The 25,563-nt window shown below is 62.9% G+C and carries 25 protein-coding genes and 1 pseudogene; 12 read left to right on the top strand and 14 right to left on the bottom strand.

What is annotated here, in order from left to right; all coding sequences use genetic code 11:
* Positions 1-148: 148 nt before the first annotated feature.
* The 6 genes from JOY50_RS02890 (at position 149) to JOY50_RS02865 (ending at position 5,342) form a co-directional block, all read left to right on the top strand.
* Positions 149-1,342: an ABC transporter substrate-binding protein gene (locus tag JOY50_RS02890; RefSeq protein ID WP_243054739.1), complete on the top strand. Its 1,194-nt coding sequence runs from the start codon at positions 149-151 to the stop codon at positions 1,340-1,342.
* A gap of 30 nt (positions 1,343-1,372) precedes the next feature.
* Entirely contained in the window at positions 1,373-2,362 is a 990-nt protein-coding gene (locus JOY50_RS02885; RefSeq protein ID WP_138736533.1) for a YVTN family beta-propeller repeat protein, read from the top strand.
* Positions 2,359-3,099 (top strand): ABC transporter ATP-binding protein, encoded by a 741-nt coding sequence (locus JOY50_RS02880; RefSeq protein WP_243054738.1) that lies wholly within the window; start codon positions 2,359-2,361, stop codon positions 3,097-3,099. Before JOY50_RS02885 ends, JOY50_RS02880 begins: the two co-directional genes overlap by 4 nt.
* Complete coding sequence (locus tag JOY50_RS02875; protein WP_132840085.1) at positions 3,096-3,887, top strand: ABC transporter permease; 792 nt, start codon at positions 3,096-3,098, stop codon at positions 3,885-3,887. Before JOY50_RS02880 ends, JOY50_RS02875 begins: the two co-directional genes overlap by 4 nt.
* A gap of 188 nt (positions 3,888-4,075) precedes the next feature.
* On the top strand, positions 4,076-4,624 hold the full coding sequence (locus JOY50_RS02870) for a PQQ-dependent catabolism-associated CXXCW motif protein (protein ID WP_132840083.1): 549 nt from the start codon (positions 4,076-4,078) through the stop codon (positions 4,622-4,624).
* A 52-nt stretch (positions 4,625-4,676) separates the two neighbouring features.
* On the top strand, positions 4,677-5,342 hold the full coding sequence (locus JOY50_RS02865; RefSeq protein WP_028613640.1) for a response regulator transcription factor: 666 nt from the start codon (positions 4,677-4,679) through the stop codon (positions 5,340-5,342).
* 61 nt (positions 5,343-5,403) lie between these two features.
* Here the strand turns inward: JOY50_RS02865 and JOY50_RS02860 are convergent, their stop codons facing one another.
* From JOY50_RS02860 to pstS, 9 genes are all read right to left on the bottom strand, one after another.
* Positions 5,404-7,341 carry a NahK/ErcS family hybrid sensor histidine kinase/response regulator gene (locus JOY50_RS02860; protein WP_405045960.1) on the bottom strand — a complete coding sequence of 646 codons (1,938 nt, stop codon included), beginning with the start codon at positions 7,339-7,341 and terminating at the stop codon, positions 5,404-5,406.
* Complete coding sequence (gene nosP, locus JOY50_RS02855) at positions 7,271-8,434, bottom strand: nitric oxide-sensing protein NosP (RefSeq protein WP_132840078.1); 1,164 nt, start codon at positions 8,432-8,434, stop codon at positions 7,271-7,273. Before nosP ends, JOY50_RS02860 begins: the two co-directional genes overlap by 71 nt.
* A gap of 238 nt (positions 8,435-8,672) precedes the next feature.
* A complete protein-coding gene (locus JOY50_RS02850) occupies positions 8,673-9,860 on the bottom strand; it encodes a porin (protein ID WP_132840076.1) in 1,188 nt (395 codons plus the stop codon).
* A 354-nt stretch (positions 9,861-10,214) separates the two neighbouring features.
* A complete protein-coding gene (locus tag JOY50_RS02845) occupies positions 10,215-10,814 on the bottom strand; it encodes a hypothetical protein (RefSeq protein WP_028613636.1) in 600 nt (199 codons plus the stop codon).
* Complete coding sequence (locus JOY50_RS02840; protein ID WP_243054736.1) at positions 10,814-11,512, bottom strand: hypothetical protein; 699 nt, start codon at positions 11,510-11,512, stop codon at positions 10,814-10,816. Before JOY50_RS02840 ends, JOY50_RS02845 begins: the two co-directional genes overlap by 1 nt.
* 94 nt (positions 11,513-11,606) lie before the next feature.
* Positions 11,607-12,395: a phosphate ABC transporter ATP-binding protein PstB gene (pstB, locus tag JOY50_RS02835; protein WP_016500238.1), complete on the bottom strand. Its 789-nt coding sequence runs from the start codon at positions 12,393-12,395 to the stop codon at positions 11,607-11,609.
* Positions 12,396-12,445: 50 nt separating this feature from the next.
* The gene (pstA, locus tag JOY50_RS02830; protein ID WP_132840071.1) at positions 12,446-13,339 is read right to left on the bottom strand and encodes a phosphate ABC transporter permease PstA; all 894 of its coding nucleotides are present in this window, start codon (positions 13,337-13,339) and stop codon (positions 12,446-12,448) included.
* Positions 13,336-14,304, bottom strand: a complete 969-nt coding sequence (pstC, locus tag JOY50_RS02825) for a phosphate ABC transporter permease subunit PstC (protein ID WP_028613633.1) — start codon at positions 14,302-14,304, stop codon at positions 13,336-13,338. Before pstC ends, pstA begins: the two co-directional genes overlap by 4 nt.
* Before the next feature lie 70 nt (positions 14,305-14,374).
* Positions 14,375-15,406, bottom strand: a complete 1,032-nt coding sequence (gene pstS, locus JOY50_RS02820; RefSeq protein ID WP_028613632.1) for a phosphate ABC transporter substrate-binding protein PstS — start codon at positions 15,404-15,406, stop codon at positions 14,375-14,377.
* A 140-nt stretch (positions 15,407-15,546) separates the two neighbouring features.
* On the opposite strand from pstS, the pseudogene JOY50_RS02815 reads away from it, so the two are divergent.
* Positions 15,547-15,624 (top strand): annotated as a pseudogene (locus JOY50_RS02815) (termination factor Rho); the annotation flags it as partial.
* 248 nt (positions 15,625-15,872) lie between these two features.
* On the opposite strand, the gene JOY50_RS02810 reads toward JOY50_RS02815, so the two are convergent.
* The 4 genes from JOY50_RS02810 to JOY50_RS02795 all read right to left on the bottom strand — a co-directional run bounded on the left by JOY50_RS02810 (position 15,873) and on the right by JOY50_RS02795 (position 19,839).
* Positions 15,873-16,106, bottom strand: coding sequence for a hypothetical protein (locus JOY50_RS02810; protein WP_132840068.1), 234 nt, complete (start codon positions 16,104-16,106; stop codon positions 15,873-15,875).
* Between the two features lie 160 nt (positions 16,107-16,266).
* A complete protein-coding gene (locus tag JOY50_RS02805; RefSeq protein ID WP_243054735.1) occupies positions 16,267-17,052 on the bottom strand; it encodes a 2-keto-4-pentenoate hydratase in 786 nt (261 codons plus the stop codon).
* A 255-nt stretch (positions 17,053-17,307) separates the two neighbouring features.
* A complete protein-coding gene (locus JOY50_RS02800; RefSeq protein ID WP_132840063.1) occupies positions 17,308-18,651 on the bottom strand; it encodes an MFS transporter in 1,344 nt (447 codons plus the stop codon).
* 45 nt (positions 18,652-18,696) lie between these two features.
* On the bottom strand, positions 18,697-19,839 hold the full coding sequence (locus tag JOY50_RS02795; RefSeq protein ID WP_132840060.1) for an iron-containing alcohol dehydrogenase: 1,143 nt from the start codon (positions 19,837-19,839) through the stop codon (positions 18,697-18,699).
* A gap of 142 nt (positions 19,840-19,981) precedes the next feature.
* Between JOY50_RS02795 and JOY50_RS02790 the strand changes: the two genes are divergently transcribed.
* The 5 genes from JOY50_RS02790 (at position 19,982) to JOY50_RS02770 (ending at position 24,788) form a co-directional block, all read left to right on the top strand.
* Positions 19,982-20,920, top strand: coding sequence for a LysR family transcriptional regulator (locus tag JOY50_RS02790; RefSeq protein WP_026034535.1), 939 nt, complete (start codon positions 19,982-19,984; stop codon positions 20,918-20,920).
* A gap of 116 nt (positions 20,921-21,036) precedes the next feature.
* A complete protein-coding gene (locus JOY50_RS02785) occupies positions 21,037-22,260 on the top strand; it encodes an SfnB family sulfur acquisition oxidoreductase (protein WP_026034536.1) in 1,224 nt (407 codons plus the stop codon).
* Between the two features lie 10 nt (positions 22,261-22,270).
* Positions 22,271-22,936 carry a methionine ABC transporter permease gene (locus tag JOY50_RS02780; RefSeq protein WP_019472129.1) on the top strand — a complete coding sequence of 222 codons (666 nt, stop codon included), beginning with the start codon at positions 22,271-22,273 and terminating at the stop codon, positions 22,934-22,936.
* Positions 22,937-22,962: 26 nt separating this feature from the next.
* Positions 22,963-23,733, top strand: a complete 771-nt coding sequence (locus JOY50_RS02775; RefSeq protein WP_138736527.1) for a MetQ/NlpA family ABC transporter substrate-binding protein — start codon at positions 22,963-22,965, stop codon at positions 23,731-23,733.
* A 41-nt stretch (positions 23,734-23,774) separates the two neighbouring features.
* Complete coding sequence (locus tag JOY50_RS02770; RefSeq protein WP_138736526.1) at positions 23,775-24,788, top strand: methionine ABC transporter ATP-binding protein; 1,014 nt, start codon at positions 23,775-23,777, stop codon at positions 24,786-24,788.
* Between the two features lie 13 nt (positions 24,789-24,801).
* Here JOY50_RS02770 and JOY50_RS02765 read toward each other — a convergent pair whose 3' ends face one another.
* A complete protein-coding gene (locus tag JOY50_RS02765; RefSeq protein ID WP_080956794.1) occupies positions 24,802-25,266 on the bottom strand; it encodes an Lrp/AsnC family transcriptional regulator in 465 nt (154 codons plus the stop codon).
* Positions 25,267-25,563 lie beyond the last annotated feature (297 nt).

Raw genomic sequence — 25,563 nt, 5'->3', positions numbered from 1 at the left:
GGGGCGTCGTGGCCCATCGTGCGCCCCATCCTAAAGCCGCGGCACCCGCGCCGAATTACTACCTTGGTACCGGCCGAGCGCTACTTTCTGCATATTTCCCCCTCCCGACGGGCTTCCTATGCTGGCGCCATCTGCCGTGGAGTGTGTTATGCGCCAGCCTGCCCACCTTGTCCTGACCTGCCTGCTGGCCCTGGCCGCGACGTTGTCTGCGCCCCTGGCCCCCGCCGCTCAGGATCGGCCCGCAGAACCGCTGCACGTGGGCATCGGTTACCTGGGCTATCGCCCCGATCCCGGCCCGCTGCTGTCCAATGTCATTCCTGAACCTGCCGATGCCGGGCGGCAAGGCGCCGAACTGGCGATTGTCGACAGCAACAGCACCGGGCGCTTCCTGAAGCAGCAATTCCAGCTGACCAACGCCACGGTCGACAGCCCCGAGGCCCTGCTGCAGGCAGCGAAGGCACAGCACGACCAAGGCCTGCGGCTGTTCGTGGTGAATGCCCCGGCCGCCAGCCTGCGCGCGTTGTCTGCCGCCCTGCCCGACAGCCTGTTATTCAACGCCGGCAGCCCCGACGACCGCCTGCGCAGCAGCCAGTGCCTGGGCAATGTGCTGCACAGCCTGCCAGGGCGGGCCATGCTGGCCGATGCACTGGTGCAATTGCTGGTGCTGCGCAAGTGGCAGCGGGCGCTGCTGGTGGTTGGCCAGACCGAAGACGACCAGGCCTACGCCGCCGCCCTGCGCCGCGCGGTGAAGCGCTTTGGCGTGCAATTGGTAGCGGAGAAGATCTGGACCTTCGACAACGACCAGCGCCGCAGCGCGCAGGCCGACATGCCGCTGTTCACCCAGACCGCCGAATACGACGTGGTGCTGGTGGCCGACGAGCGCGGCGACTTTGGCGAGTACCTGCCCTACCAGACCTGGTACCCCCGCCCCGTGGCCGGCACCCAGGGCCTGACCCCCACTGGCTGGCACAAGACCGTCGAAACCTTTGGCGCCGCGCAGTTGCAAAAACGCTTCGAAGCCCAGGCCGGGCGCTGGATGAATGACCGCGACTTTGCCGCCTGGATGGCCGTGCGCAGTATCGCCATCGCGGTCAGCAAACTGCGCCAGGCAGACCCACGCGCGCTGCAGCAACTGCTGCTCAGCGAGCAGTTGCCGCTGGACGGTTTCAAGGGCCGCAAGCTCAGCTATCGCCCCTGGAATGGCGAACTGCGCCAGCCAATCCCGCTGGTGCAGCCGCGCGCCCTTGTCAGCACTTCGCCGCAGGAGGGCTTCCTGCACCCTTTCAACGAAATGGACAGCCTGGGCTACGACAAGCCCGAAGTGACTTGCAGCTACCCCTGACCCGATAACCACAACAATAAGGAATACGCCATGCGCCGCCCTCTCTTCCACCGGGCCCTGCTTTACCCCAGCCTGCTGTCGGGCGCCCTGGCGCTGGCCTGCGGGCACGCCATGGCCGCCACTGCCTGGGTCTCCAACGAGAAGGACAACAGCCTCAGCCTGATCGACATGCAAAACCTGGAAGTCACCGAGACCCTGCCGGTGGGCCAACGCCCGCGCGGCTTGCTGCTGTCACACGACAACAAGCTGCTGTACATCTGCGCCAGCGACTCGGACCGGGTGCAGGTGATGGACGTGGCCACCCGCAAGATCATCAAGGAGCTGCCCTCGGGTAAAGACCCCGAGCAGTTCGCCCTGCACCCCAACGACCGCTGGCTGTACGTGTCCAATGAGGACGACGCGTTGGTGACGGTGATCGACACCGTCACCGACAAGGTGCTCGGGCAGATCGACGTCGGTATCGAACCCGAAGGCATGGCGGTGAGCCCCGACGGCAAGTGGGCTGTCAACACCAGTGAAACCACCAACATGCTGCACTGGATCGACACAAGCAAGCAGACCCTGGCCGACAGCACCCTGGTCGACCAGCGGCCGCGTTTCGTCGAGTTCAACAAGGACGGTTCGCGGTTATGGGCCTCGGCGGAAATCGGTGGCACGGTGACCATCCTCGACGTGGCCACCCGCCAGGTGCTGAAAACCCTGAACTTCCAGATCAAGGGCGTTCACCCGGACAAGGTCCAGCCGGTGGGCATCAAGCTCAGCTCCGATGGCAAGTACGCCTTCGTCGCCCTGGGCCCGGCCAACCATGTGGCGGTGATTGATGCCAAGACTTACGAGGTACTCGACTACCTGCTGGTCGGGCGGCGGGTCTGGCAGCTGGCGTTCACCCCGGACCAGCGCCAGTTGCTGGCCACCAACGGGGTCAGCGGCGACGTTTCGGTGATCGACGCAAAGAACCTCAAGGTGCTCAAGTCGGTGAAGGTCGGGCGCTACCCCTGGGGCGTGGTGGTAACACCATGAACGCCCTGGACGTCAGTGATGTGAGCTTCGCCTACGACTCGCGCGAAGCGCTCAAGCAGGTGGGTTTCAGCCTGGCGCCCGGGCGCTTCGCAGCGCTGCTGGGCCCCAACGGTGCCGGCAAGTCGACCTTGATCGCCCTGCTTACCCGGCTGTACGACTTGCAGCACGGCGACATCCGCGTGTGCGGCTGCTCGCTGCGTAATGCCGCACGCCCGGCGTTACGCCAGCTGGGCGTGGTGTTTCAGCAAAGCACCCTGGACCTGGACCTGAGCGTGGAACAGAACCTGCGCTACCACGCCGCGCTGCATGGCCTGTCGCGGCGTCAGAGCACCCTGCGGGTCGAAGCCGAACTGGCCCGCCAGGGCCTTGGCGAACGCCGCCGCGATCGTGTACGCGAGCTGAACATCGGCCATCGGCGCCGGGTGGAAATTGCCCGCGCGCTGCTGCATGAACCGCGCCTGCTGCTGCTCGACGAAGCCAGCGTCGGCCTCGACCCGGCTAGCCGCCTGGCGCTCAACCAGCACCTGCGCCGGTTGTGCCGCGAGCAGCAGCTCAGTGTGCTGTGGGCCACCCACCTGCTGGACGAAGTACAGCCCAGCGATGACCTGCTTATTCTGCATCAGGGGCGCCTGGTGGCCAGTGGCACCGCCGATGCGCTAAGCCTGGAGCACGGCGGCGACCTTGACAACGCCTTTGCCCGCCTGACCAGCGCCCACTCAGGAGCCAACGCCCGATGAACGCCTACTGGCAATGTTTCAACGGCATCATGCTGCGCGAATGGCTGCGCTTCGTGTTGCAGCGCACACGCCTGCTCAGTGCCCTGGTGCGCCCGCTGCTGTGGTTGCTGGTGTTCGCCGCCGGGTTTCGCGCGGCGCTGGGCATTGCCATCATCGAGCCCTACGACACCTATATCCCCTACGAGGTGTACATCATTCCGGGCCTGGCCTGCATGATCTTGCTGTTCAACGGCATGCAAGGGTCACTGTCGATGGTCTATGACCGGGAGATGGGCAGTATGCGCGTGCTACTGACCAGCCCATTGCCGCGGCCGTTCCTGCTGGGCAGCAAGCTATTGGCGACGTCGTTGATTTCCCTGCTGCAAGTCTATGCCTTCCTCGCCATCGCCTGGCTCTACGGCGTGCAGCCACCGGCTGCAGGCTTGCTGCTGGCGCTGCCGGCATTGCTGCTGGTGGCGTTCATGCTCAGCGCCCTGGGGCTGTTGCTGTCGAACGCGATCCGCCAGCTGGAGAACTTTGCCGGGGTGATGAATTTCGTGATTTTCCCGCTGTTTTTCCTGTCTTCGGCGTTGTACCCGCTGTGGAAGATGCGCGAGGCCAGCCAGTGGTTGTACTGGCTGTGTGCTGTGAACCCGTTCACCCATGCCGTGGAACTGGTGCGGTTTGCGCTTTATGAGCGGCTGAACCTGCTGGCGCTGGCGGTGTGCCTGGGGTTGACCGCATTGTTTACCCTGCTGGCGATACTTACCTTCAACCCCCAGCATGCGGCGCTGCGCAAGCCCCGCTGAACAGCCACAATCCCATTGTTCAGCAGGGAACCTGTGGGAGCGGGCACGCCCGCTCCCACAGCGTCGCGTGCGCATCGCCCCAGGCGCCCGTCATCTACTACTTTAGTACTGCCTTTGCTGGCTAATCGTCGCATTCACAACGCACCGCCACTGGCATGTAATGGGCCTATAACAAAAAGGATAAAATCATGCCACGTGCCCTGCGCCGTTTGTTGGCTGCCCTTTCGCTGAGCCTGTCGCTGGGCGTCGCCCACGCCGACACCACCCCACTGTTTTCCGCCGAAGGCTACCGCGCCACCCTCTATCGCAGCCCGACCCCGCAACAGGTCGAAGGCGGCCAGGTCATCGACACCGCCACGCTGCAACGCCTGCTGGCCCAGACGCCCAGGCCGGTGCTGGTTGACGTCTATCGCCGGCAATGGCTGCAAGGCCGTTTCATCGAAGACGAACCACACAGCAACCTGCCCGGCAGCGTATGGCTGGCCAACACCGGCGACGGCGAACTGAGCCCGGCCTGGCAGGACTACTTCGTGCGTAACCTGCAAAAAGCCACTGCCGGGCACCCGGAGCAACCGCTGGTCTTCTACTGCCGCTCCGATTGCTGGTTAAGCTGGAACGCGGTAAAACGCGCAAAAGCCCTGGGCTATGACAACCTGTACTGGTACCGCGACGGCGTGGACGCCTGGCAGCAGGCCAACCTGCCGCTGCAGCCGGCGCAACCCGTGCCCTTCCCCTGAAACACTTGCCTGCGAACGCGTGCCCATCCAATAAAAACAAGGTGAAAAGGCCATGTACAAAATTCTGATTGCCGACGATCACCCCCTGTTTCGCGAAGCCATCCACAACGTCATCAGCGATGGTTTTCAAGGCAGCGAGGTCATGGAGACGGCCGACCTGGACAGCGCCCTGGCATTGACCCAGGCGCACGATGACCTCGACCTGATCCTGCTCGACCTGAACATGCCCGGCATGCACGGGCTCAATGGCCTGATCACCCTGCGCAACGAGGCGCCGACCACCCCGGTAGTGATCGTTTCAGCCGAGCAGGAAAAGCAGATCGTGTTGCAGGCCATCACCTACGGTGCCGTGGGCTTCATCACCAAGTCCTCGCCACGCTCACAGATGATCGAGGCGATCGAGCAAATCCTCAATGGCAATGTCTACCTGCCACCGGACATCATCCGCGCGCAGAAAAGCAGCACCGGCCGGCGCCACAACGATACCCCGAGCTTTCCGCCGGAAATGCTCCAGGCCTTGACCCGCAAGCAGCTGCTGGTGCTTGAGCGCATGACCAAGGGCGAATCGAACAAGCAGATCGCCTACACGCTGGATATCGCCGAAACCACGGTCAAGGCCCATGTCTCGGCGATACTGCGCAAACTCAATGTGCATAACCGGGTGCAGGCGATCCTGAGTGCCGGCGATATCGATTTTGCTGATTACTTGCGCCGCTGACCTGTTCCGTCCTCTTCGCGGGTGAACCCGCTCCCACAGAAGCCCGCGGAGAGGCCAGCGGCTATGTCATGCTGCTGGCCAGTAAGTGGCTCATCGCAGTCTTGAGCTTCATCGGCCGCACCGGTTTGTGCATCAGGGTATGGCCCAGCTCGCGGATCTGCTGCTTGAGGTCGTTGCTGTAGTTGGCGGTGATCATCAGCGCCGGCAGCGGCCGGGCGCGGCGGGCATTGATCCGCGCCACGGCGTCGACACCATTGCAGTCGTTGTCCAGGTGGTAATCGGCAATCAGCAGGTCGGCCTCGGCGTGGTAATTGTCCACCTGGCGCGCCAGGTCTTCCTCCGACAGCGCCGTGACCACCTGGCAGCCCCAGCCCTCCAGCAAGGTGCGCATGCCGGCGCAGATCGCCGCATCGTTATCCAGCACCCACACCCGCGCCCCACGCAGGCGTTCGAGCATCGGCTCGCAGATCACCTGGCTGGGGTGGGCCTTGGGCGCGGTGGCGCTCAGCGGCACTTCGACGGCGAACACCGAGCCTTTGCCGAGCCATGAGCGCACCCGGACACGGTGGCCGAGAATACCGGCGATCTTTTCCACGATCGCCAGGCCCAGGCCCAACCCGCGGTCCTGGTCCGGGCGCTGGACATCACCGCGCTTGAACTCCAGGAACATTTCTTCCAGGTGCTCTTCGGCAATGCCGATACCGCTGTCCCACACCTCGATCCGCAGGCCGCCACGCTGGCGCCGACAGCCCAGCACCACGCGGCCACTGCGGGTGTAGCGAATGGCGTTGCTAAGCAGGTTGCGCAAGATGCGCGCCAGCAGCTGGATGTCACTGCGCACCACCGCCGAACAGCCCACAAAATGCAGTTCAAGCCCTTCGCTGCGCGCCACCTGGGCGTATTCGGCGGCAAGGTTGTCCATCAGTTCGCTGAGGGCGAACGGGGCGACATCGGCCTTGATCACGCCGGCATCGAGTTTGGAAATATCCACCAGGGTGCCCAGCAGGTTTTCCACATCCTCCAGCGAGTTGCTGACATTTCGCACCAGGTGGGCACTGTCTTGCGGCTCGCGGCGCTCAAGCAGCGCGCTGGTGAACAGCCGCGCCGCATTCAGCGGTTGCAGCAGGTCGTGGCTGACTGCAGCGAGGAATTTGGTTTTCGACAGGTTGGCCTGTTCGGCCTCGCGCTTGGCCTCGCGCAGGCGCGACTCGGCCCGGCTGCGCTCCTCGATCTCACGTAGCAACTGGTCGTTGAGACTGGTCAGTTCAGCGGTGCGTTCGCGCACCCGTTGCTCCAGGTGTTGATAGGCCTGGTGCAGCGCCTGGGCGGTATTGCGGCGCTCGGTGATGTCGCGGATCAATACGAAGATGCCCACCACGTCGCCATTGGCCAGGCGGTTCGGTACGTAGGAGCGCAGCATGTAGCGCTCCTGGCCATTGATGTTGGTTTCGGCAAATTCGAAAGTGACGCTCTCCCCCGCTAACGCCCGCGCCACATAGCCTTCCAGCCGCTGGTAATGCTGCTCGCTGTGGGCTTCTCGCAAGCTCTGGCCCAGCATTACGCCGTGCGGCCAGCAATACCACTCTTCATAAACCTTGTTGGTGAATTCGTAGACCAGATCGGCATTCAGGTAAGCGATCAGCGCCGGGACATTGTCGGTAATCAGGCGAATCTGGTGCTGGTGGGCGGTCTCGGCCCGCTGTCGGGCCTCACTGAGCAGGCGGTTGACCGCCTTGAGCTCAGCCATGGCCTGGTTCAGGGCATCGGTGCGTTCACGCACCTGCTCGGCCAGCACCACCGAATGCTGGAACGCCGCATAGGGGTCGTTGCCCCGCGTTACCCCCGACTCGATGCGTTCAATCAACGCACCGTTGATCCGCTGCAGCTTATGGTTTTCGTGCTGCAACCGGCTGACCTCGGCCTGCAGTTCAGCGCCCGACAGGAGGCCGGTTGCGGGCAATGGCGACCCCGGTGAAGGTCTGGTTGATATGCATGCCATTGAACTGTTCTCCGTAGGTGTTGAAGCCGATCACCCGCTGCTCGCGCAAGAACGCACCCACCGGCTCCAGGCCGTGATGGGCTTCCAGCTCCAGGCGCCGCAGAAAGCAATCGCAACCGATGGTCAGCAGCGGCGGGCCAAGCCGCTGCTGCAAACCGTCGAACAGCTGGTGCAGGTTCGGTAACAGCGGGCCCGGGGTCATGGCTGTGAGCACGATGCCGTTTTCTACCGCGCAGTAGAAACTCAAGCTCAGGTCCGGGTGCACTTGCTGGATCGCCCGCACGTAATACTGATCATGAATGCGCACCGCCAGCGGATGTGCGGCAAATACCCGGTAGTCGAGCGCAGCCACGGGCACGCCGATGTGCCGGGCGTACTCCTGCGCAGCAGGCTCGGCATTCAGCTCGTAGACCCGACGCTGGGCGCTGTCGCCGCCGGTTACTACCAGTTTTTCCTGCCGTGGCAGGATGTGGTGGGTGGTGAACACTTCGAAATCGAGCCAGGTATTCACCAGCACCACCACTGCAGCACCGGTGTGAAACGCGCCACCGAAGTACACATGGGTGCGCGTCAGGTAGTTGTCGTCGCCGGCCGAACCGCCGAAATGCGGGATGTCCCCCAGCGCCGCGCTGAGGGCGGCGAGCACCATTTCCTCCCGGCTGGACAGGCCGTCGAGCAGGGTCAGGGCAAAGCTGTGGCCCTTGATGGGTGCCAGGGTGTTGCTGCGGCAAGTACCGACCAGGCGCTCGACCATCTGCTGCGCGTCGATCAGGCTGAAGTGCTCCATCTCATCGATGAGCTCGGTGGCGATGGAGAAATGCCGGTGATCAAAGCCCACCGCCGTGACGCAATTGCGGCCGTAGCCCAGCGGTGTGATTTCGCCGGCGCTGGTGCAGCCGACCAGGCGGATGCCGCCGAAATCCTGTTCCAACGCTTCGCCTAAAGCCTGCAAGTCGTATTCGGCGGAACAAAAGAACAACACGAAACCCAGGTGCGGGTGCAGCAACTGCCGCGCCAGGTCCTGGGCGGCCAGCCGTGCATCGGTGGCCTGGGACATGGCACTGACCACACCGTCGTTTTGAGCCTGCTGCATCGTGGTCTCCGGCGCGGGTGGCTGAGGGGTCAGTGTACGAAGGTGGGCAAAGGGGACGAATGCTACTTGGGTAGTGGGTGGGCGGTCCCATGGGCGTAATGGCCCCCATCATTTAGGGCCGCCTTGCGGCCCATCGCCGGCAAGCCAGCTCCCACAGGTACGGTGCAGGTCTCAAGCTTTGCGCGGTCTCTGTGGGAGCTGGCTTGCCGGCGATGGGCTGCGCAGCAGCCCCAGGGATTCACCAGGTCAACACCGCACCCACCGCAAAGGTATCGGTGTCTTCGTTCTGCGCACTGGTGTCATGCCCGTCGATGGAAAACTGGTTGTACTCGGCCACCAGCTTGAGGTTGTCGTTGACATCATGGAACAGCGCCACGCCACGGGTCTCGTAGTCCGCCCCGCTGCCCACCGCGCCATTGCCATCGTCCTTGGTCTTGCCATACGACAGCGCCACGCGGTTCTTGCCGAACTTGTAGGAACCCTGCAGCAGGTAGCCGTCACTGTCCACGTTGCGCAAAACCGGTTCGCCCGCGTTGTTGGTAAAGAACGGGTTGATGCCCTTTGCCTGGAACCCCGAGCCGGTCAGCGACCACCCCCCCATCTTGGCCTGCACGCCATAGCCGACACCTTTGGAGGTAACAGTCTCCACCGTCGAATCGGTGTTGTCGGAGGTCTGGTAACTGCCGTTGACCCAGCTGTAGATCTGCGCCCCGCCCAGGTCGAACTGGTAGGTGACCTCGCTTTCGGTGCGCGGGTTTTCCTGGTATGCCTTGCCGGTCGGGCTGCTGTCGTTGGTGTCTACCGGGTCCATGATGCCCACCGCCACCCGCAGGCCGTCCATCACCGGGGTGCGGTAGGTGATCTGCGAGGTGGGGAACGGGTACGGGTAACCACTGCCGATGTTGCCGAACGACACCCCGCCGCCGTCCACCAGCCCCAGCGTGTCGCTGACCTGGCCATAACCGGCCAGCAGCTCGTCCAGCAGGATGTTGGAGCGGGCGAACAACCCGAAGTCCTTGCCGATCAGCACCTCGCCCCATTCAGGGTTGGCCACGGTGCCGTAGAACTGGCGCACGTCGATGGCGGTGTCGGTGCCATTGGTTTCACTGTCGTTGATGGTTACCCAGAACGAGGCACGCGCGCCGAGCTTGAGGTCATCCACCTGCTTGCCCATGTTGAAGCCGAGGTAGTTGGGCAAGAAGCCCATTTTCACCCGCGACTGGCGGCGGTCGAACTGTTCGCCCTCACGGTCGACCTTGCTGTTGACGTAGAAAGCGTTGATGTAACCGTCGGTGGAAAACGTTGTCTGGTCCTTGTCGTACAGCATGATCTCGGCCTCGGCGACGCCGCTCAGGCCCAGGGCAGAAAAGCTGGCGATGGCGGCTGCGAGGAAACGAGGCGGCAGGTGCTTATTGTTGTTGTGCATGGCGCGCTCCAAACGGGGACTGGATGTCGGAGGCGATTATCGGAAGTGGCCAAATGGCCAGATACGCTGCTTTGGGGCGAGCGGGTAGCGGCCTTGGGCTGGCGAATGCGGCGTGATGATTTGGTCGCGGTACCGGGTCTGGCCAGGAGGCAAGACTTAGGGTGTACGCATGGATAGCAGGCCGGTATCAGTACAACTGTACGAACTGGGGCCGCCTTGCGGCCCATCGCCGGCAAGCCAGCTCCCACAAGATCACCACCGGCCCTGAGACCTGTGCAGTACCTGTGGGAGCTGGCTTGCCGGCGATGGGCTGCGTAGCAGCCCCATTGATACCGATTGCGCTGACCACTGGCTTCAGGAAGCAAGCGCCTGCGAACGCTGGCGCACGGGCATCTCATAACGGTGCGGTTGCTGCCAGGCCAGCCGTGCCTGCACGTCCACCGCGGCGTCCATCACCTTCTGTGCCCAGTTTTGATCCTTAGGGCACACCACCACCACGCGAAAACCGTGGTCGACGCCTTCCAGCCGCACACCTTCGGAATCATCGACATGCAGGTCGATATCGAACGCCGAGGGCAACTTCGAGGGCGAATGCTCAAGGCCGTTCTGGGCCAGGATATGCTGGTGCCGGTCACTGTTGACCACACCATCGACATGGATGCCATAAAGCATCAGCCAGCGCCGAATGTAGGCCGGGGTGCGCCCCGACGAGGTATAGATCCAGATGCTGCAGCCCTGGCGGCGCAGGTCGCGGATCAGCGAGCGCGTGCCACTGCGCAGGGGCTCGCCCAACCAGCGATGGACGAAACCTGGCAACTTGCTGTCTTCGGCGGCAGCGTGCTCGGGCAGGCAGGCGAGCGTGTCGTCGATATCGAACGAAATACGCACCTGGCCACGCTTGAGCCTGCGTTCGATGGCTTGCCGACCGCGTGCGAACATGGAGTAACGTTGCATCAGCGTCGCCCCTCACAGACAGGCACGGGCGTGCCGCTGAGGAAGAACTTGCCGGGCTCAGGCGCCTTCTCTTCAAGGAAAGCGGCGTACTTTTTCTTGATCTTGGGTAGTTCGTACAAAGCCTTTACACCGTGTTTAGCGGAGTTGCGTATGACCGAGGACGGGTTGAAGTAACCCTCGGCGTTGTCCAGCGACAGCACGAAAGGCGGCAAGCCGGCACGCATCAGCAGGTAGCTGACGATGAGCGAACCTGTGCGGTTGTTGCCTTCGATGAACAGCTGCGGCTTGCTGAGGATACGTACATAAACACCGGCTGCCCGCTTCCAGATCGAATCGCTGCGGTACGAGCAGTACCAGTTGTACAAGTCCTTGATGCCACCTTCGACGTTGTTGAAAAAGTGAGCCTCGGTTGCAGCGAGATGCGGGGCATATTCCAGGCGACGGGCCGGGTCGCTACCGCACAGCACGGTGGCATTGATTTCCAGCATCAGGTTCAGCTGCTGCAGGTCGAAGAGGTCGATACCGCGTGCGACATACTCGTCAATCAGGGCATAGCCTTCAAGTACGTTCAGCAGCACCTCGTCGGTAAACGGATCCCGCGGTTCGGTGAAATGCCGGCTGAGTTCGGCAAAGCGGCCTTGCACCTCGCGCAGTGCGCGCTCTACCGCTGAAAGATCAAGACGACGTATCGCTCGCATTGGAAATCCCGGGTAACACTTTAACGGAAGGTAACGCGGCTGGGTGCTGCAACCTCCCTGGCTGCAACACCCGTCCACCTTGGACATGCCTGACTCAGCTGAACTTGCCGCTGATGTAGTCGCTGGTCAGCTGTTCACGCGGGTTCTGGAAAATCTGCGCCGTAGGGCCCATCTCGACCAGGTAGCCGGTGCGAGAACCCTGGGAAATATCGACCGAGAAGAACGCCGTGGTGTCGGCCACACGAATCGCCTGCTGCATGTTGTGGGTCACCAGGGCGATGGTGTAGTCCTTCTTCAGCTCGACCATCAGCTCTTCCACGCGACGGGTGGCAATCGGGTCGAGTGCCGAGCAGGGCTCGTCCAGCAGCAGCACTTCTGGCTCGGTGGCAATGGCGCGGGCAATGCACAGACGCTGCTGCTGGCCGCCGGACAGCGACAGGCCACTGACCTTGAGCTTGTCCTTCACTTCGTCCCACAGCGCGGCACCTTGCAAGGCGTGCTTGACGCGGTCACCCAGGTCGCCCTTGTAGCGGTTAAGGCGCAGGCCGAAGGCGACGTTGTCGAAGATGCTCATCGAGAACGGGTTGGGCTGCTGGAACACCATGCCGATGTAGCGGCGCACGACCACCGGGTCAACGCCCTTGCCGTAGACATCCTGGCCCAGGAAGTGCACATGGCCTTCGAAACGGAAGCCCTTCACCAGGTCGTTCATGCGGTTGAGGCTACGCAGCACGGTACTCTTGCCGCACCCCGATGGCCCGATGAAGCCGGTGATCTCGTTCTTCCTGATCGGCACATGGCTGTCACGCACGGCCATGAAGTTGCCGTAGAAAATCTTGTCCAGCTTGCAGTCCATGACGATCGGGGTTGCTTCGCTGACCATGGGAGCGGCTCTTTGCGCAGTGGATACGTTCAAGTTGGATGCTCCCTTTCTCAATACTTGGGCTTGCCGAAGACTCGGCTCAGAATGTTGATTACCAGCACGATCATTACCAGCACCAGCGAGGCCGCCCAGGCGAGCTCGAGCTGGTTGTCGAACGGCATGCCGGAGAAGTTGTAAATCAGTACGGCGAGCGAGGCCGTAGGGTTCATGACCGCCAGGCTGCCGTCATGGTAGATCCAGTAGTTGCTGAACAGCGCGGTGAACAGCAGTGGCGCGGTTTCGCCAGCGGCGCGGGCCACGGCCAGCATCACGCCGGTGAGGATGGCCGGCAGGCCGGTGGGCAAGACGATCTTCCAGATCACCTGGGCACGGGTGCAGCCCATGCCGTAGGCGGCGTCTTTCATGATCTTGGGCACCATCTTCATCGACTCTTCAGCGGTCAGCACCACGATCGGCAGCATCAGTACTGCCAGGGCCACACCGCCAGCCGGCGCCGAGTAGGTACCGGTGGTCATCACCACCAGGGCGTAGGCAAACACCCCGGCCAGGATCGACGGCAGGCCGGTGAGCATCTTGGCGGCAAAGCGCGCGGCGTTGGCCAGCTTGCTGTCGGGGCCAAGTTCGGCCAGGAACACCGCGGCCAGGATACCGACCGGTACCGCGATGGCGGCGGCAATACCGACCATTACGAAGGTACCGGCCATGGCGTTACCAAAACCACCGCCCATTTCGAAGCCGGTCGGCGGCAGCTCGGTGAACACTTCCAGGCTAAGGCGTGCACCGCCGCGGGTAATCAGCATGTACAGCACGGAAATCAACGGCACGCTGGCCACCAGTGCCGCCAGCCATGCCAGGGTGGTCAACACCAGGCTGCGCAGGGCCCGGCCTTCCAGCTTGCGTTGCAGGCTGGGCAAAGCGGCTACAGGGGTGGTCAAGTCAGTCATTGTTTGTTACCCCGCTGAGCGTAGAGCATGATCATCGAGCCAAGTACGTTCACCAGCAGGGTGATGAACATCAGTACCAGTGCCGCATACATCAGCACTTCGACCTCGTTCGGGCCGGCTTCCGGGAAGTTCAGCGCCAGCAGCGCCGCCAGGGTGTTGGCCGGGGCGAACAAGGAAAGGGAAATGGTGTTGGCGTTGCCGACCAGCATGGCCAGCGCCATGGTTTCACCCAATGCACGGCCCAGGCCCAGCACCAGCGAACCAAAGATGCCGGTAGCCGCGGATGGCACCATCACCTTGAGGATGGCTTCCCAGTGGGTAGTGCCCATGCCGTAGGCAGCCTGTTTGGTTTTCATCGGTACGCTGGTCAGCGCATCCTGGGAAACGGCCGCGATGGTCGGCAGGATCATGATCGCCAGTACCAGCGCAGCAGGCAGCAGGCCAGGGCCGCTCAGGGAGGTGCCGAAAAACGGGATCCAGCCCAGCTCGCTGTTCAACCAGGCGGTCAGCGGGCGAATCGCCGGGATGACCACATAGATGCCCCACAGGCCGTAGACCACACTGGGGATGGCGGCGAGGAGTTCGACGATGGTGCGAAACACCGCGGCGAGCTTGGCAGGGAGGAAATCCTGGGTCAGAAAAATGGCCATGCTGACGCCGAAGAAACCGGCAATCAACAGGGCGATGAATGCACTGTAAAGCGTGCCCCAGATTGCTGGCAGAATACCGTACTTGCCTTGGTTGACATCCCATACGCTGCCGAACAGCACGTCAAAGCCGTGCTTTTCGATGCCGGGCAGTGCCTTGCGGCCGACTTCGTAGACCAGCGCGACGACCAGCGCCAGCACCAGCACCACACCGATACGTGCAAGCGCACGGAAGGTGCGATCGACCAGAAAGTCTTTCGCAGACGGTGGCTGGCACGCGGAGTCGGGGTTATCCGGTATGGCAAAAGGTGTGTTCATTGGCGAGTTCCGGGACAAGGGACAAACACCCCCGGCATGGCTTCATGCCGATACCGGGAGCGCCTGGGTATTACTGGATGTTGGCGGACGCTTTACGCACCTGGTCGACTACCGACGCAGGCAGCGGGATGTAACCCATCGAGTCGGCGATGGTCTGGCCTTTGGTCAGGCTGTACTCGACCATTTCGCGCATGGCCTTGGCTTTTTCCGGGTTGCCGTTGTCCTTGCGGAAGATCATCCAGGTGTAGGAAGTGATCGGGTAGGACTTGGCACCGTCCGGGTCAGGCAGCCAGGCCACCAGGTTTTCCGGCATGTTCACCGCAGCCAGTGCTTCGGCACCGCTCTCTGCGTTTGGCACGACGTATTGGCCAGCCTTGTTCTGCAGCACGGCGAAGTCGACCTTGGCCAGCTTGGCGAAACCGTACTCGATGTAGCCGATGGCGCCCGGGGTCTGGCGGACGGTGGCGGTTACGCCATCGTTCTTCGGCGACTTGATGAACTTGTCGGTGGCCGGCCAGTTGACGGTGTTGCCCTCACCCAGCCCTTGCTTGAAGTCGGCGTTGATGGCCGACAGGTGCTTGGTGAAGACCGCAGTGGTACCGCTGGAGTCTGCACGCACGACCACGGTGATCGGGGTAGCTGGCAGTTTCAGCTCAGGGTTGGCCGCGGCGATTTGCGGGTCGTTCCACTGGGTGATCTTGCCCAGGAAGATGTTGGAGTACACCTCGCGCGGCAGCTTCAGCCCTTTAGGGTTGCCCGGCAGATTGTAGGCCAGGACGATTTCACCGGCGGTCATTGGCAGCAACTGCACGCCTTCGCCAACCTTGGCAATGTCTGCTTCGCTCATGGCCGAGTCGCTGGCGGCGAAGTCGACGGTCTTGTTCAGGAAGTCCTGAACGCCCGCCCCGCTGCCCTTGGACTGGTAGTCAACGGTGACGCCAGCAGTGTTCTTGCTGAAGTCCTTGAACCAGGTCAGGTAGATCGGTGCAGGGAAGCTGGCGCCGGAACCTGTCAGGCGAACGTTTTCTGCAGCAAAGGCTGCCGAAGTGGCGCAAAGGGAGACCGCAACGGCGAGTGCAGCAGACTTCATCAGGCGTTTCATCAAAAAGTGCTCCTTGTGATGGCCGGCACACTTTGCATCAGCTGTGTTACAGCTTTGTGACTGTTGAGTGGCAGGCCGCACGGTAGAGCTTTTTGCCTGTGCCATGACGCACAGACAAGCAGAAGCGCAAGGCCGAGCACATAGAGGCGAGTTAGGAAGACAGGGGTTTGTCGAAAGAAGAGGCCGAAGCCCGCGCCTGGGCCACCGTCAACAAACAGTGAAGCGCTGCGTGAACAAGGTTGAGGGCGCGATGCCTGGCACCGGCTGCGCCGGTGTTCGCGGGTGAACCCGCTCCCACAGGGGATGGTGTCGCATTCAAGACTGGCGTGATGCCTGTGCTATCAGCCGCCTTGTTCACAGAACTTGAAGCTTGCACGATCAGTGTGGGAGCGGGTTCACCCGCGAACACCGGCGTAGCCGGTGCCATCAATAAAGATATTCCGTCCCTTACCTGGGCTTCACCAGATCAGCCAATACCGACAATACCCGCTTCATCGCCTTCCTGGCCGAGGTTGCGGCATGCGCACTCGAACTCGGCCTGGGCCCGTGTGGAAAAGTTGAGGCTCAAGCGCATCTTTTCTTGTGTGTCGTAAAGGTCATAACCCTCCCCCAGTGCGGCCGGAAAGCCAAGGCGCCGAGGGTAAACCTCTCTGTTTATTGGCACTGCAGGAACCACAACGAAGCGCGTCTGCATGATCATCCCTCTTCGGCAGTGCTTAAGTATTAGTACTGCTATGCCAAAGCATCAAGATGACTCATGCAATATTTTGGTACGGCTATTGGTATTTGCGAGCACCTGATCCCCGTTGCCCCACCAACCCAGCAAGAGATGCAGGCGCCCTATCAACAGTGATCGACGGTTACAGCGTGAACGACAGCGCCTGGGAAAGGAACCTGGCGCTAACCTGATGGCCTGTTTCATTCAGGTCGAACGGCTGGCACATGGCCCCCGTGGTCACGACATCACCTGCCTTCAAGGTCTGGCCACGTTCGGCAGCATGGGCATAAAGGTGGGCCAGCGACACCAGCGGGTCGGTCGCCGCATCGCCAGACAAGCCACGTGCGCGCAATTCGCCATCTACGTACACCTCGGTGGTCTCGGCCAGGTCGGCAAGCAAGGGTACATTGATGCCTGCCCCGAGGCTGTTGCCCACTACCAGGGCTTCGAAGCCCACGTTGTCCGCCACGAAGCTTGGCCAGCCGACGCTTTTGCGATCGACGAAGCGTGAGCGCACCACTTCGAAGGTGACGCAGGTAGCGCGGATATCCTCGCTGGCCGGCCGCCGTCCGGCTTGCGGGGGGATATCACGGTCAAGCACGAAGGCGATCTCGCATCCGATGGTCACCGGCGTCACGGCCGGCAGTTCGATGTGTACACCATCAGCGTGGCAGCGCTTTGCTTCCAACTGGCCGATCAGCGGCCGGGACAAATTGGCCGCACGCATGCCGGCGGGGCTGCCAACACCCAGCTTCCACCCCGCACGCTGGCCAGCGGCGGCGGCGAAGAACTGATCCTGGCTGTCATAGCCTTGTTTCAAGGTTTCGGGCCTGAGGCTGGCAGGCAGTTCCGTCAGCAAGTCACCGCTGCGCCAGTGCTGCAGCAACAGGGCCGCGGTACGTTGGGGTACGAAAAGCGAACTGTTCATCAAGACCTCATGGAAATGGGCGATGCCGGGCAACAGATGCTAGGGCCTGGAATTGATAAGGATAAATATATTGTCATGATGCCTGGCATCACAAATTGTTATTAACTTGCCTTACGCAATCCACTTGTAGGAGCGGCCTTGCGTCGCGATGGGGCGCGTAGCGGCCCCAGGATCTTAGCAACACATTCAGATCGTCGGGGCCGCTCTGCGGCCCGATCGCGACACAAGGCCGCTCCTACACCGCTGCTACGTAGGTCAACTGTCAGCAGAAATCGGCTGCTTCAGCAGCAATACATAAGCCATCGCCGCCACCGCCGCCACCGCAGCACTGATCAGGAACGCCGAGGCAAACGACCCGGTCTGCTGGATGCTGAACCCGGTCACGATCGGTGCTACAGAGCCTGCCAGGTAGCCACCGAAGTTCTGGATCGAGCCAAACGAGGCCACGCGCTGGCTATCGACCACGGTGTTGGCAATCATCCAGGCGGTCGAGCTGGCCATGTTTACGCTGAACAGCGCGCAGCACAGCAGCGCAACGCTGAGCATCAAGCCGCTGCCGAACGACAGCGGAACGGTAAATGCCGCCGCCGCGAACAACGCACTCACCACTACCCGCTTGCGGCTACCCAACACGCTGGCGCCGTTCTTCACCAGGCGGTCGCAGATGCGGCCCGCGACAATGGTGCCCAACGCGCCGAATACGTACGCCAGCGAAACCACCCAGGCCGTCTGGTACAGGCTCAAGCCATGTTCGCGCTCGAAGTAGCCCGGCAGCCAGGTCAGGTGCAGCCACAGCATGTAGATCACCCCCATGAAGCCCAGTACGGCGCCCCAGGTGCTCTTGTGGCGAAACAGCTCGGCCCACGCCGCCAGTTGTGCCCGCAGGCTCGGCCTGGCGCTTGCCACCGGCTGTTTATGAGCCTGGGTCGCCAACAGTTGCTCACGCTCCTCGGCAGGCAGTTCGGCCAGGTAACGCGCCTTGCTTTTGTAGAAGGCAAACCAGCAGGCGGCGACCAGGATGCCGAACACCCCGGTGACAATGAACATGCCGCGCCAGCCCCAGGTGATCATCAGCAGGGTCAACAACGGTGGCGCCAGGCACGGCCCGATGCAGGTCGAGGACAGCACGATGCCCGTCGGTGTGCCGCGCTTTTCGGCCTCGAACCACTCCGCCAGCGCTTTCGCTGCCGACGGGAACATCGGTGCTTCGCCAATCCCCAGCACCACCCGCAACCCGATGAATGCGGAAAAGCTGTTGATCAGGCCGGAGGCTGTCTGCGCCACCGACCAACCCAGCAGCGCCGCCCCCAGCGAGATCTTGCTGCCCAGGCGGTCGATGATCATGCCCAGCGGCAGCTGCGAGAAGGCATACGCCAAGGAAAACGCCGACAGCAAAATGCCCATCTGTGACGGCGTGATGCCCATGTCGCGCTGGATCGAGGTATTGGCGATCGACAGCGCACTGCGGTCGACGTAATTGATGATGCCGATCACCAGCAACAGGCTGACGGTGATGACCTGGTACTTTTTGAACGGGTTGGAGCTGGCGACCGCTTCCCCTGTGGGGGCAAGCTCGGCTTGCGCGTACTTGGTATTCATGGGCGTTCACTTTTGTTGTTATTGATTGAGCAGCGGATTGGCGCCTTACATCGACGCTTCAAGCAACCACTGGTAGTCCTCGGCAGACGCCTCACGCGGGTTGGTCCGATGGCTGTGATCGGCCAACGCGCCCTGGATTATGCGTGGGAACTGCTCCTCGCTGACACCCAGTTCGCGCAGGCCGGTCGGCAGGCCCAACGCGCGGGTCATGTCGCGAATGGCCTGTTCGATCTGACTTTCGTCTGCCAGCCCCATCGCCTGCGCGATACGCGCCATCTTGTGCTCGTTCAGCACGGTGTCGGCCTTGCGGTTGAAGGTGATTACAGCAGGCAGGAAAATCGCGTTGAGGGTGCCATGGTGCAGGCGCGGGTTGATCCCGCCCAAGGCATGGCTAAGGCTGTGCACACAGCCCAGGCCCTTCTGGAAGGCCAGCGCACCTTGCAGCGAAGCGCTCATCATGTTGATACGCCCATCGAGGTTCTGCGGGTCTCGGGTCGCGCTTTCGATGAAGCGCCAGGCGCGCCACAGGCCGTCCAGGGCGATGCCGTCGGCAGGTGGGTTGAACGCAGGCGCCATGAAGGTTTCCAGGCAGTGGGCAATCGCATCCATGCCGGTGGCCGCAGTCAGTTGCGCTGGCAAACCAAGGGTCAGCGCCGGGTCGCAGATGGCGGCCTTGGGCACCACATGGGGCGAGATCACACCCACCTTGCGCCCGTCGTCAAGAATCAGAATGGCGCCTCGCCCTACTTCGCTGCCCGTCCCGGCGGTGGTTGGCACAGCAATCACCGGCGCGGTTGCCGGCGTGATTCGCGCCAGGCCGCCCTCGATCACCGCAAAGCTTTTCAATGGCCCATCGTGCCTGGCACACACGGCCACACCTTTGGCCAGGTCGATCGCCGAGCCGCCGCCAATGGCGATGATGCCGTCACAACCACACTCCTTGAACATGGCCACCGCTTCACGCACCGCGTTCTCGTTGGGGTTGGGTGGCGTACCGTCGTAGATCGGCAGCTGCGCAGTGCTGTCGGCGAAGGTGTTCAACGCCGTATCGACGATACCGGCAGCGCGCACGCCACGGTCGGTCACGATCAAAGGCCTGGTTATACCAATGCGCTCGCACTCGGCAGGCAAGAGGGCAATGGCGCCGATATCGAATTGGATCTGGGTGATGTAGTTGATCAGGGACATAAGGCTCAGCAGGCTCCTGGCATTGTTGTTCTGGGCGGTTCAGCCGCACTGGATGCGACACCGTGCAGCGCCAGTATAGGAATGCGCGCCTGGCCATGGTATTGAGAACAATCCATAGCGGTATAACCAGAGCGCATAGCCGATGACCCCATCACTTAACTCGATCATGTCCAGGCTGCACGCCCGCCACCTGCGCCTGCTCATCGAGCTGGACGAGCACCGCTCGCTGCTGGGTGCAGCAGGCAGCGTCGGGCTTACCCAGCCCGGTGCCAGCAAGGCGCTGCAGGAAATCGAAACCACCTTCGGCACGGTGCTGTTCAACCGCACCAACCGCGGGCTGGAGCCCACTGCCGCGGGGCACTGCGCCATCCGCTACGCGCGCGTGGTGCAAACCGATATTTCCAACCTGCGCCATGATCTGGATGCCATCCTGCGCGGTGTGGGCGGCCGGCTGGCGGTGGGCGCCATCATGGGCGCTGTGCCATTGCTGATGCGGGCTGTATCACAGCTGGCCAGTATCCAGCCGCAGATGTCGTTCGAGATCATCGAAGACACCAGCCAGTCGCTGCTGGCACAGATCGAAAGCGGCCGGCTGGACATTGCCCTGTGTCGCACCAGCGTCAGCAATACGCCGCAGCTGTTTGCCAGCACCTTTGTCCAGGATGAGACGCTGGCGGTCATCGCCAATGTCGACCACCCGCTCAAACACGCCCAAACCGTCAGCCTTGCCGAATTGGCCGAAAGCCGCTGGATCGTATACCGGGCCAACATGCCAATGCGCGTGCAACTGGAGCGCGAGTTCCACGATGCCGGGCTGCGGTTCCCGCTGCACCTGGTTGAAACCACCTCGATCCTGGCAACCTTGTCGCTGCTGCAGGACCGCCCCGACTTCGTGGCGTTGGTGTCGATTGACGTGGCCCGGCAATGCGCGATGAACCAGCAAGTGCGCATGCTGCCCCTGGCCATGGGCTCGGTCAGCGACCCCTACGAGCTGGTCACCCGCAAAGGCAGCCAGACGACGCCGGCCATGGACACACTCACCCAACTGCTGTTGCAAGGCGGACAGCACAACAACAGTTAGTTGTGTTTTCAGGCAGGAACAGCCCATCGCAGGCATCTAAAAGCCTGATTTTACTGGACTAAAACATTGGCACAGCAGCTGCAATGCAAGGTCATCCGACTGCATTCGAGCTGCTCATGCCTGACTTGACCGTATCTGCCACTTACGAAATCCGCCCACCGGCGGCGCACATCATTCGCGACGACGCCGAAGCGTTGGCCGTCGCTCATCAAGTCGCCGGGCTGCTGCGCGAGGGCGCCGCCGAACGCGACCGCAACCGCGAAGTACCCGCCGACATCGTCGACGCGTTTTCCAACAGCGGGCTGTGGGGCATCACCGTGCCACGGGCCTATGGTGGCGCCGAGGTGTCGTTCGCCACACTCGCCCGGGTGATCGCCATCGTCTCCGCTGCCGACCCTTCGCTTGGGCAAATTCCGCAAAACCACTACTGCCTGCTCGAAGACATCCGCCTGCAAGGCAGCCCGCAACAGCAACGCTACTTCTACGACCTGGTACTGCAGGGCCATCGCTTCGCCAATGCCCTGTCGGAAACCGGCGGCAAGACTGTGCAGGACATTCGCACGCGCCTGGTCGCCGAAGGTGACGGCTACCGCATCGACGGGCGCAAGGGCTACTGCACCGGCTCGTTGTACGCCCATTGGCTGGGCGTGCTGGCGCTGGACGAGCAGGACCGTGCCCAGCTGGCCTTCGTCCAGCGCGGCAGCGCCGGGCTGGTGATTGTCGACGACTGGAGCAGCATGGGCCAGCGCACCACCTCCAGCGGCACTGTGCTGCTCGACGGCCTGCGGGTGCCGGCGTTCAACCTGTTCCCCAGCTACCGCTCCTACGAAAGCCCGACCCTCGCCGGGCCTTTCGCCCAGTTGACCACCGCAGCCATCGACGCCGGCATCGGCCGCGCAGCGCTGGACGACACCATTGCCTTCGTGCGCGAACATGCCCGGCCGTGGATCGATGCCCAGGTCGACAAGGCCAGCGAAGACCCGCTGACCATCATCCAGGTCGGCTCGCTGGAAATTCGCCAGGAGGCCGCCGAGGCACTGCTCGAACGTGCAGGCCAGGCCCTGGATGCGGCAAGGCCCGCACCGAACGAAGAAAACGTGGCCCTGGCTTCGATTGCGGTGGCCAAGGCCAAGGTACTGACCACCGAGGCCGCCATCGAGGCCAGCAACCGCCTGTTCGAACTGGGCGGCACGCGCTCGTCGCTGACCCGCCACAACTTCGACCGCCACTGGCGCAACGCCCGCGTGCACACCCTGCACGACCCGGTCCGCTGGAAGTACCACCTGGTCGGCAACTGGGCACTGAACGGCATCAAGCCGCCTCGCCACGACTGGAACTGAGGCCACGCCAATGAACGACCTGCTGACCAACGTCGACTGGGCGGAAATCGCCCAGGCCTGCCTTGAAACACTGAGCATGCTGGGCGCCGCGCTGGGCTTTACCGTGCTGTTTGGCCTGCCCCTTGGCGTACTGCTGTACCTGACCGGGCAGCGCCAGTTGCTGGCGCACGGCCCGCTGTACCGAAGCCTGTCGGTGGTGGTCAACGTGCTGCGCTCGCTGCCGTTCATCATCCTGCTGATCGTGCTGATTCCGCTGACCACCCTGTTGACCGGCACCTCGCTGGGGGTGAAGGGCACCATCCCACCGCTGGTGGTCGGCTGCACGCCGTTCTTTGCGCGGCTGGTTGAAACCGCCCTGCGCGAGGTGGACCGCGGCCTGGTCGAGGCCAGCCAGGCCATGGGTGGCAGCATCGCGCAGATCATCCGCTACACCCTGCTGCCCGAAGCGCGCACCGGGCTGATCGCGGCGGTCACCGTCACTGCCATCGTGCTGGTCGACTACACCGCCATGGCCGGGGTGATCGGCGGTGGCGGCCTGGGCGACCTGGCGATCCGCTTTGGCTACCAACGCTTCCAGACCGATGTGATGGTGGTCACCGTGCTGCTGTTGATCCTGCTGGTGCAGGCGCTGCAGATGAGCGGTGACCGCCTGGTAAGGCATTTCACCCGCCGCTGAGCCCCTACTCTTCTCAGGTACCGACCATGAAAAAGACCCTCACTGCCCTCGCCGCTTTCCTCGCCTTCAGTGCCCAGGCCGCCGAACACCTGGTGGTCGGCGCTACGCCGGTACCGCATGCGGAAATCCTCGAATTCGTCAAACCGGCCCTGGCCAAACAAGGGGTCGACCTGGACATCAAGGTGTTCAACGACTTCATCCAGCCCAACCTGCAACTGGCGCAGAAGAACCTCGACGCCAACTACTACCAGTACCGGCCATTTCTGAACGACTTCAACAAAACCCGGCACACCGACCTGGTACCCGTGGTGGGCGTGCACATCGAACCGTTCGGCGCCTACTCGGCCAAGTACACGAACCTGGCAGAGCTGCCCGATGGTGCCAGCGTCGCCATCCCCAACGACCCGGTCAACACTGGCCGTGCCCTGGTGCTGCTGGCGGAGGCCGGGCTGCTCAAGCTGAAGGACCCGGCCAACCCGCAGTCCACCCAGCGCGACATCACCGACAACCCCCGCCACCTGAAAATCCGCGAACTGGAGGGCGCCATGCTGGCCCGCTCGGTGAAACAGGTCGACCTCGCCTTCGTCTTCGCCAACTACGCCCTGGAGGCCGGCATCGATACCAACAGCGCGCTGATCGTGGAAAAAGGCAAGGACCTGTACGTGGAATACCTGGTCGCCCGCCCCGACAACCTGCAGGACCCCGGTATCCAGAAGCTGGCCAAGGCGCTCAATTCGCCTGAAGTGCGCAACTTCATCCTGACCCGTTACAAAGGCCAGATCGCCCCTGGCTTCTGACCCCTGACGCCCTCTGGTGACAGAGGGCATGGAACCCGAACATGAGCCGTTACCAGCAGCAAATCCAGCCAACCGATGCGCAGCTGTGCCTGCGCGGCATCCACAAACACTACGGCGCGGTCAGTGCGCTGGACAATATCGACCTGCAGGTACGCCGTGGCGAGGTGTTCGGCATTATCGGCCGCAGCGGTGCGGGCAAATCCTCGCTGCTGCGCCTGCTCAATCGCCTGGAAGCCCCCAGCGCCGGCCAGGTACTGATCGACGGCCAGGACATCGCCGGGCTGCACGGCAAGCCCTTGCACGCGCTGCGGCGCAAGGTGGCGATGATCTTCCAGCACTTCAACCTGCTGGCCAACAGCACCGTGGCCGAGAACATCGAGTTGCCGATGCGCATGGCCGGGGTGCCGGAGGCACAGCGCAGCGCCCGGGTCGAGGAACTGTTGCGCCTGGTCGGCCTGGCCGGCCGTGGCGGCGCTTACCCCGCACAACTGTCCGGTGGCCAGAAGCAGCGCGTGGGCATTGCCCGGGCACTGGTGCTGGAGCCACAGATTCTGTTGTGCGACGAAGCCACGTCGGCGCTGGACCCGGAAAGCACCCAGGCGATCCTCGACCTGCTGCGCAGCATCAACCAGCGGCTGGGCCTGACCATCGTCCTGATCACCCACGAAATGCAGGTAATCCGCGACCTGTGCGACCGTGTAGCCGTGCTGGAACAAGGCCGCATCGTCGAAACCGGCGCGGTGTGGGAAGTGTTCGGCAACCCCCGGCACGCCGTCAGCCGCATTCTGCTCAGCGAGGCCGCCCCGGCCGCACAGGCCAGCACTGCCGGCAAGCGCTACCTGGACTTGCACTACACCGGCGGCAAAGGGCTGAAGCCCGACCTGACGGCCATCGGTGCCGCACTGGGCGATGGGGTGAGCCTGTTCTCGGCCTCGATCGCGCCGATCCAGGGGCGGTTTCTTGGGCAACTGCGCCTGGCCATCGCCAGTGCGACGCCGGATGACGAGCTGTTGCGCCAGGCCAGGCTGCTGGCAGACCGCGCCGAGTGGGCCTGAGTGAAACGCGCGACTACACCGGCAGCTCGGTGGTCAGCTTGATCTTTTCCATCGGCACTTCGGTCTTCACGTTCTGCACCACGCTCAGGCTGGTCAGGTGCTTGATCTGGAAGCGTCTATAGGCTTCCAGGTCTGCCGCCACCACCCGCAACAGCAAGTCGCAATCGCCCGCCATCACATGGCACTCCACCACTTCAGGCAACTGCCGCACGGCCTCGACAAACTCGTCGGTGGTGTCCTGGTCCTGGCGCTTGAGCCACACCCGCACAAACAGGGTGAGGCCCAACGCTACCTTGGCCGGGTCAACCAGTGCCACGTAGCGCTCGATCACCCCAGCCTCCTCCAACAAGCGCACCCGACGCAGGCACGGCGAAGCAGATAACCCCACCTGCTTGGCCAGCTCCTGGTTCTGCAACCTGCCGTCGCGCTGCAGCGCGCGCAGGATGCGCCGATCGATGGCATCGAGCTTGATTGGCATTGATAAACCTCTATTTCGATATTATCGGCAGCAGATGCCAAATGGTCTGCGCATCAGTGCAACTACGCAAGCCAATTCCAGCGCCAGATTGGAATAATTTACCTCCACTGGAGGTGACCATGAATACCCATGAACCTGTACTGAACGATCCCCCCACCACCCTGCCGCAAAGCGAACCGCGCCGCGGCGCCGTTGCCGCATTGCCGGCGCTGCTGGGGTTCATCCCTTTTGCCCTTGTCCTCGGCGCGCAGGTCGGGCCGCTGTTCGGCGAGCTGCGCAGCTATGGCTTTGACATCG

Origin of the sequence: Pseudomonas sp. BP01, from assembly GCF_022760795.1 — a bacterium.
Lineage (GTDB): Bacteria > Pseudomonadota > Gammaproteobacteria > Pseudomonadales > Pseudomonadaceae > Aquipseudomonas > Aquipseudomonas putida_Q.
Note: the sequence above shows the minus strand (reverse complement) of the source record. Positions and strands in the feature narration are given on the sequence as shown.

Bases quoted from the DNA above. Each gene is read 5' to 3' on its own strand.
- JOY50_RS02890 (WP_243054739.1), top strand. From the start codon at position 149: ATGCGCCAGCCTGCCCACCTTGTCCTGACCTGCCTGCTGGCCCTGGCC.
- JOY50_RS02885 (WP_138736533.1), top strand. From the start codon at position 1,373: ATGCGCCGCCCTCTCTTCCACCGGGCCCTGCTTTACCCCAGCCTGCTG.
- JOY50_RS02880 (WP_243054738.1), top strand. From the start codon at position 2,359: ATGAACGCCCTGGACGTCAGTGATGTGAGCTTCGCCTACGACTCGCGC.
- JOY50_RS02875 (WP_132840085.1), top strand. From the start codon at position 3,096: ATGAACGCCTACTGGCAATGTTTCAACGGCATCATGCTGCGCGAATGG.
- JOY50_RS02870 (WP_132840083.1), top strand. From the start codon at position 4,076: ATGCCACGTGCCCTGCGCCGTTTGTTGGCTGCCCTTTCGCTGAGCCTG.
- JOY50_RS02865 (WP_028613640.1), top strand. From the start codon at position 4,677: ATGTACAAAATTCTGATTGCCGACGATCACCCCCTGTTTCGCGAAGCC.
- JOY50_RS02860 (WP_405045960.1), bottom strand. From the start codon at position 7,341: ATGGCATGCATATCAACCAGACCTTCACCGGGGTCGCCATTGCCCGCA.
- nosP (WP_132840078.1), bottom strand. From the start codon at position 8,434: ATGCAGCAGGCTCAAAACGACGGTGTGGTCAGTGCCATGTCCCAGGCC.
- JOY50_RS02850 (WP_132840076.1), bottom strand. From the start codon at position 9,860: ATGCACAACAACAATAAGCACCTGCCGCCTCGTTTCCTCGCAGCCGCC.
- JOY50_RS02845 (WP_028613636.1), bottom strand. From the start codon at position 10,814: ATGCAACGTTACTCCATGTTCGCACGCGGTCGGCAAGCCATCGAACGC.
- JOY50_RS02840 (WP_243054736.1), bottom strand. From the start codon at position 11,512: ATGCGAGCGATACGTCGTCTTGATCTTTCAGCGGTAGAGCGCGCACTG.
- pstB (WP_016500238.1), bottom strand. From the start codon at position 12,395: ATGGTCAGCGAAGCAACCCCGATCGTCATGGACTGCAAGCTGGACAAG.
- pstA (WP_132840071.1), bottom strand. From the start codon at position 13,339: ATGACTGACTTGACCACCCCTGTAGCCGCTTTGCCCAGCCTGCAACGC.
- pstC (WP_028613633.1), bottom strand. From the start codon at position 14,304: ATGAACACACCTTTTGCCATACCGGATAACCCCGACTCCGCGTGCCAG.
- pstS (WP_028613632.1), bottom strand. From the start codon at position 15,406: ATGAAACGCCTGATGAAGTCTGCTGCACTCGCCGTTGCGGTCTCCCTT.
- JOY50_RS02810 (WP_132840068.1), bottom strand. From the start codon at position 16,106: ATGATCATGCAGACGCGCTTCGTTGTGGTTCCTGCAGTGCCAATAAAC.
- JOY50_RS02805 (WP_243054735.1), bottom strand. From the start codon at position 17,052: ATGAACAGTTCGCTTTTCGTACCCCAACGTACCGCGGCCCTGTTGCTG.
- JOY50_RS02800 (WP_132840063.1), bottom strand. From the start codon at position 18,651: ATGAATACCAAGTACGCGCAAGCCGAGCTTGCCCCCACAGGGGAAGCG.
- JOY50_RS02795 (WP_132840060.1), bottom strand. From the start codon at position 19,839: ATGTCCCTGATCAACTACATCACCCAGATCCAATTCGATATCGGCGCC.
- JOY50_RS02790 (WP_026034535.1), top strand. From the start codon at position 19,982: ATGACCCCATCACTTAACTCGATCATGTCCAGGCTGCACGCCCGCCAC.
- JOY50_RS02785 (WP_026034536.1), top strand. From the start codon at position 21,037: ATGCCTGACTTGACCGTATCTGCCACTTACGAAATCCGCCCACCGGCG.
- JOY50_RS02780 (WP_019472129.1), top strand. From the start codon at position 22,271: ATGAACGACCTGCTGACCAACGTCGACTGGGCGGAAATCGCCCAGGCC.
- JOY50_RS02775 (WP_138736527.1), top strand. From the start codon at position 22,963: ATGAAAAAGACCCTCACTGCCCTCGCCGCTTTCCTCGCCTTCAGTGCC.
- JOY50_RS02770 (WP_138736526.1), top strand. From the start codon at position 23,775: ATGAGCCGTTACCAGCAGCAAATCCAGCCAACCGATGCGCAGCTGTGC.
- JOY50_RS02765 (WP_080956794.1), bottom strand. From the start codon at position 25,266: ATGCCAATCAAGCTCGATGCCATCGATCGGCGCATCCTGCGCGCGCTG.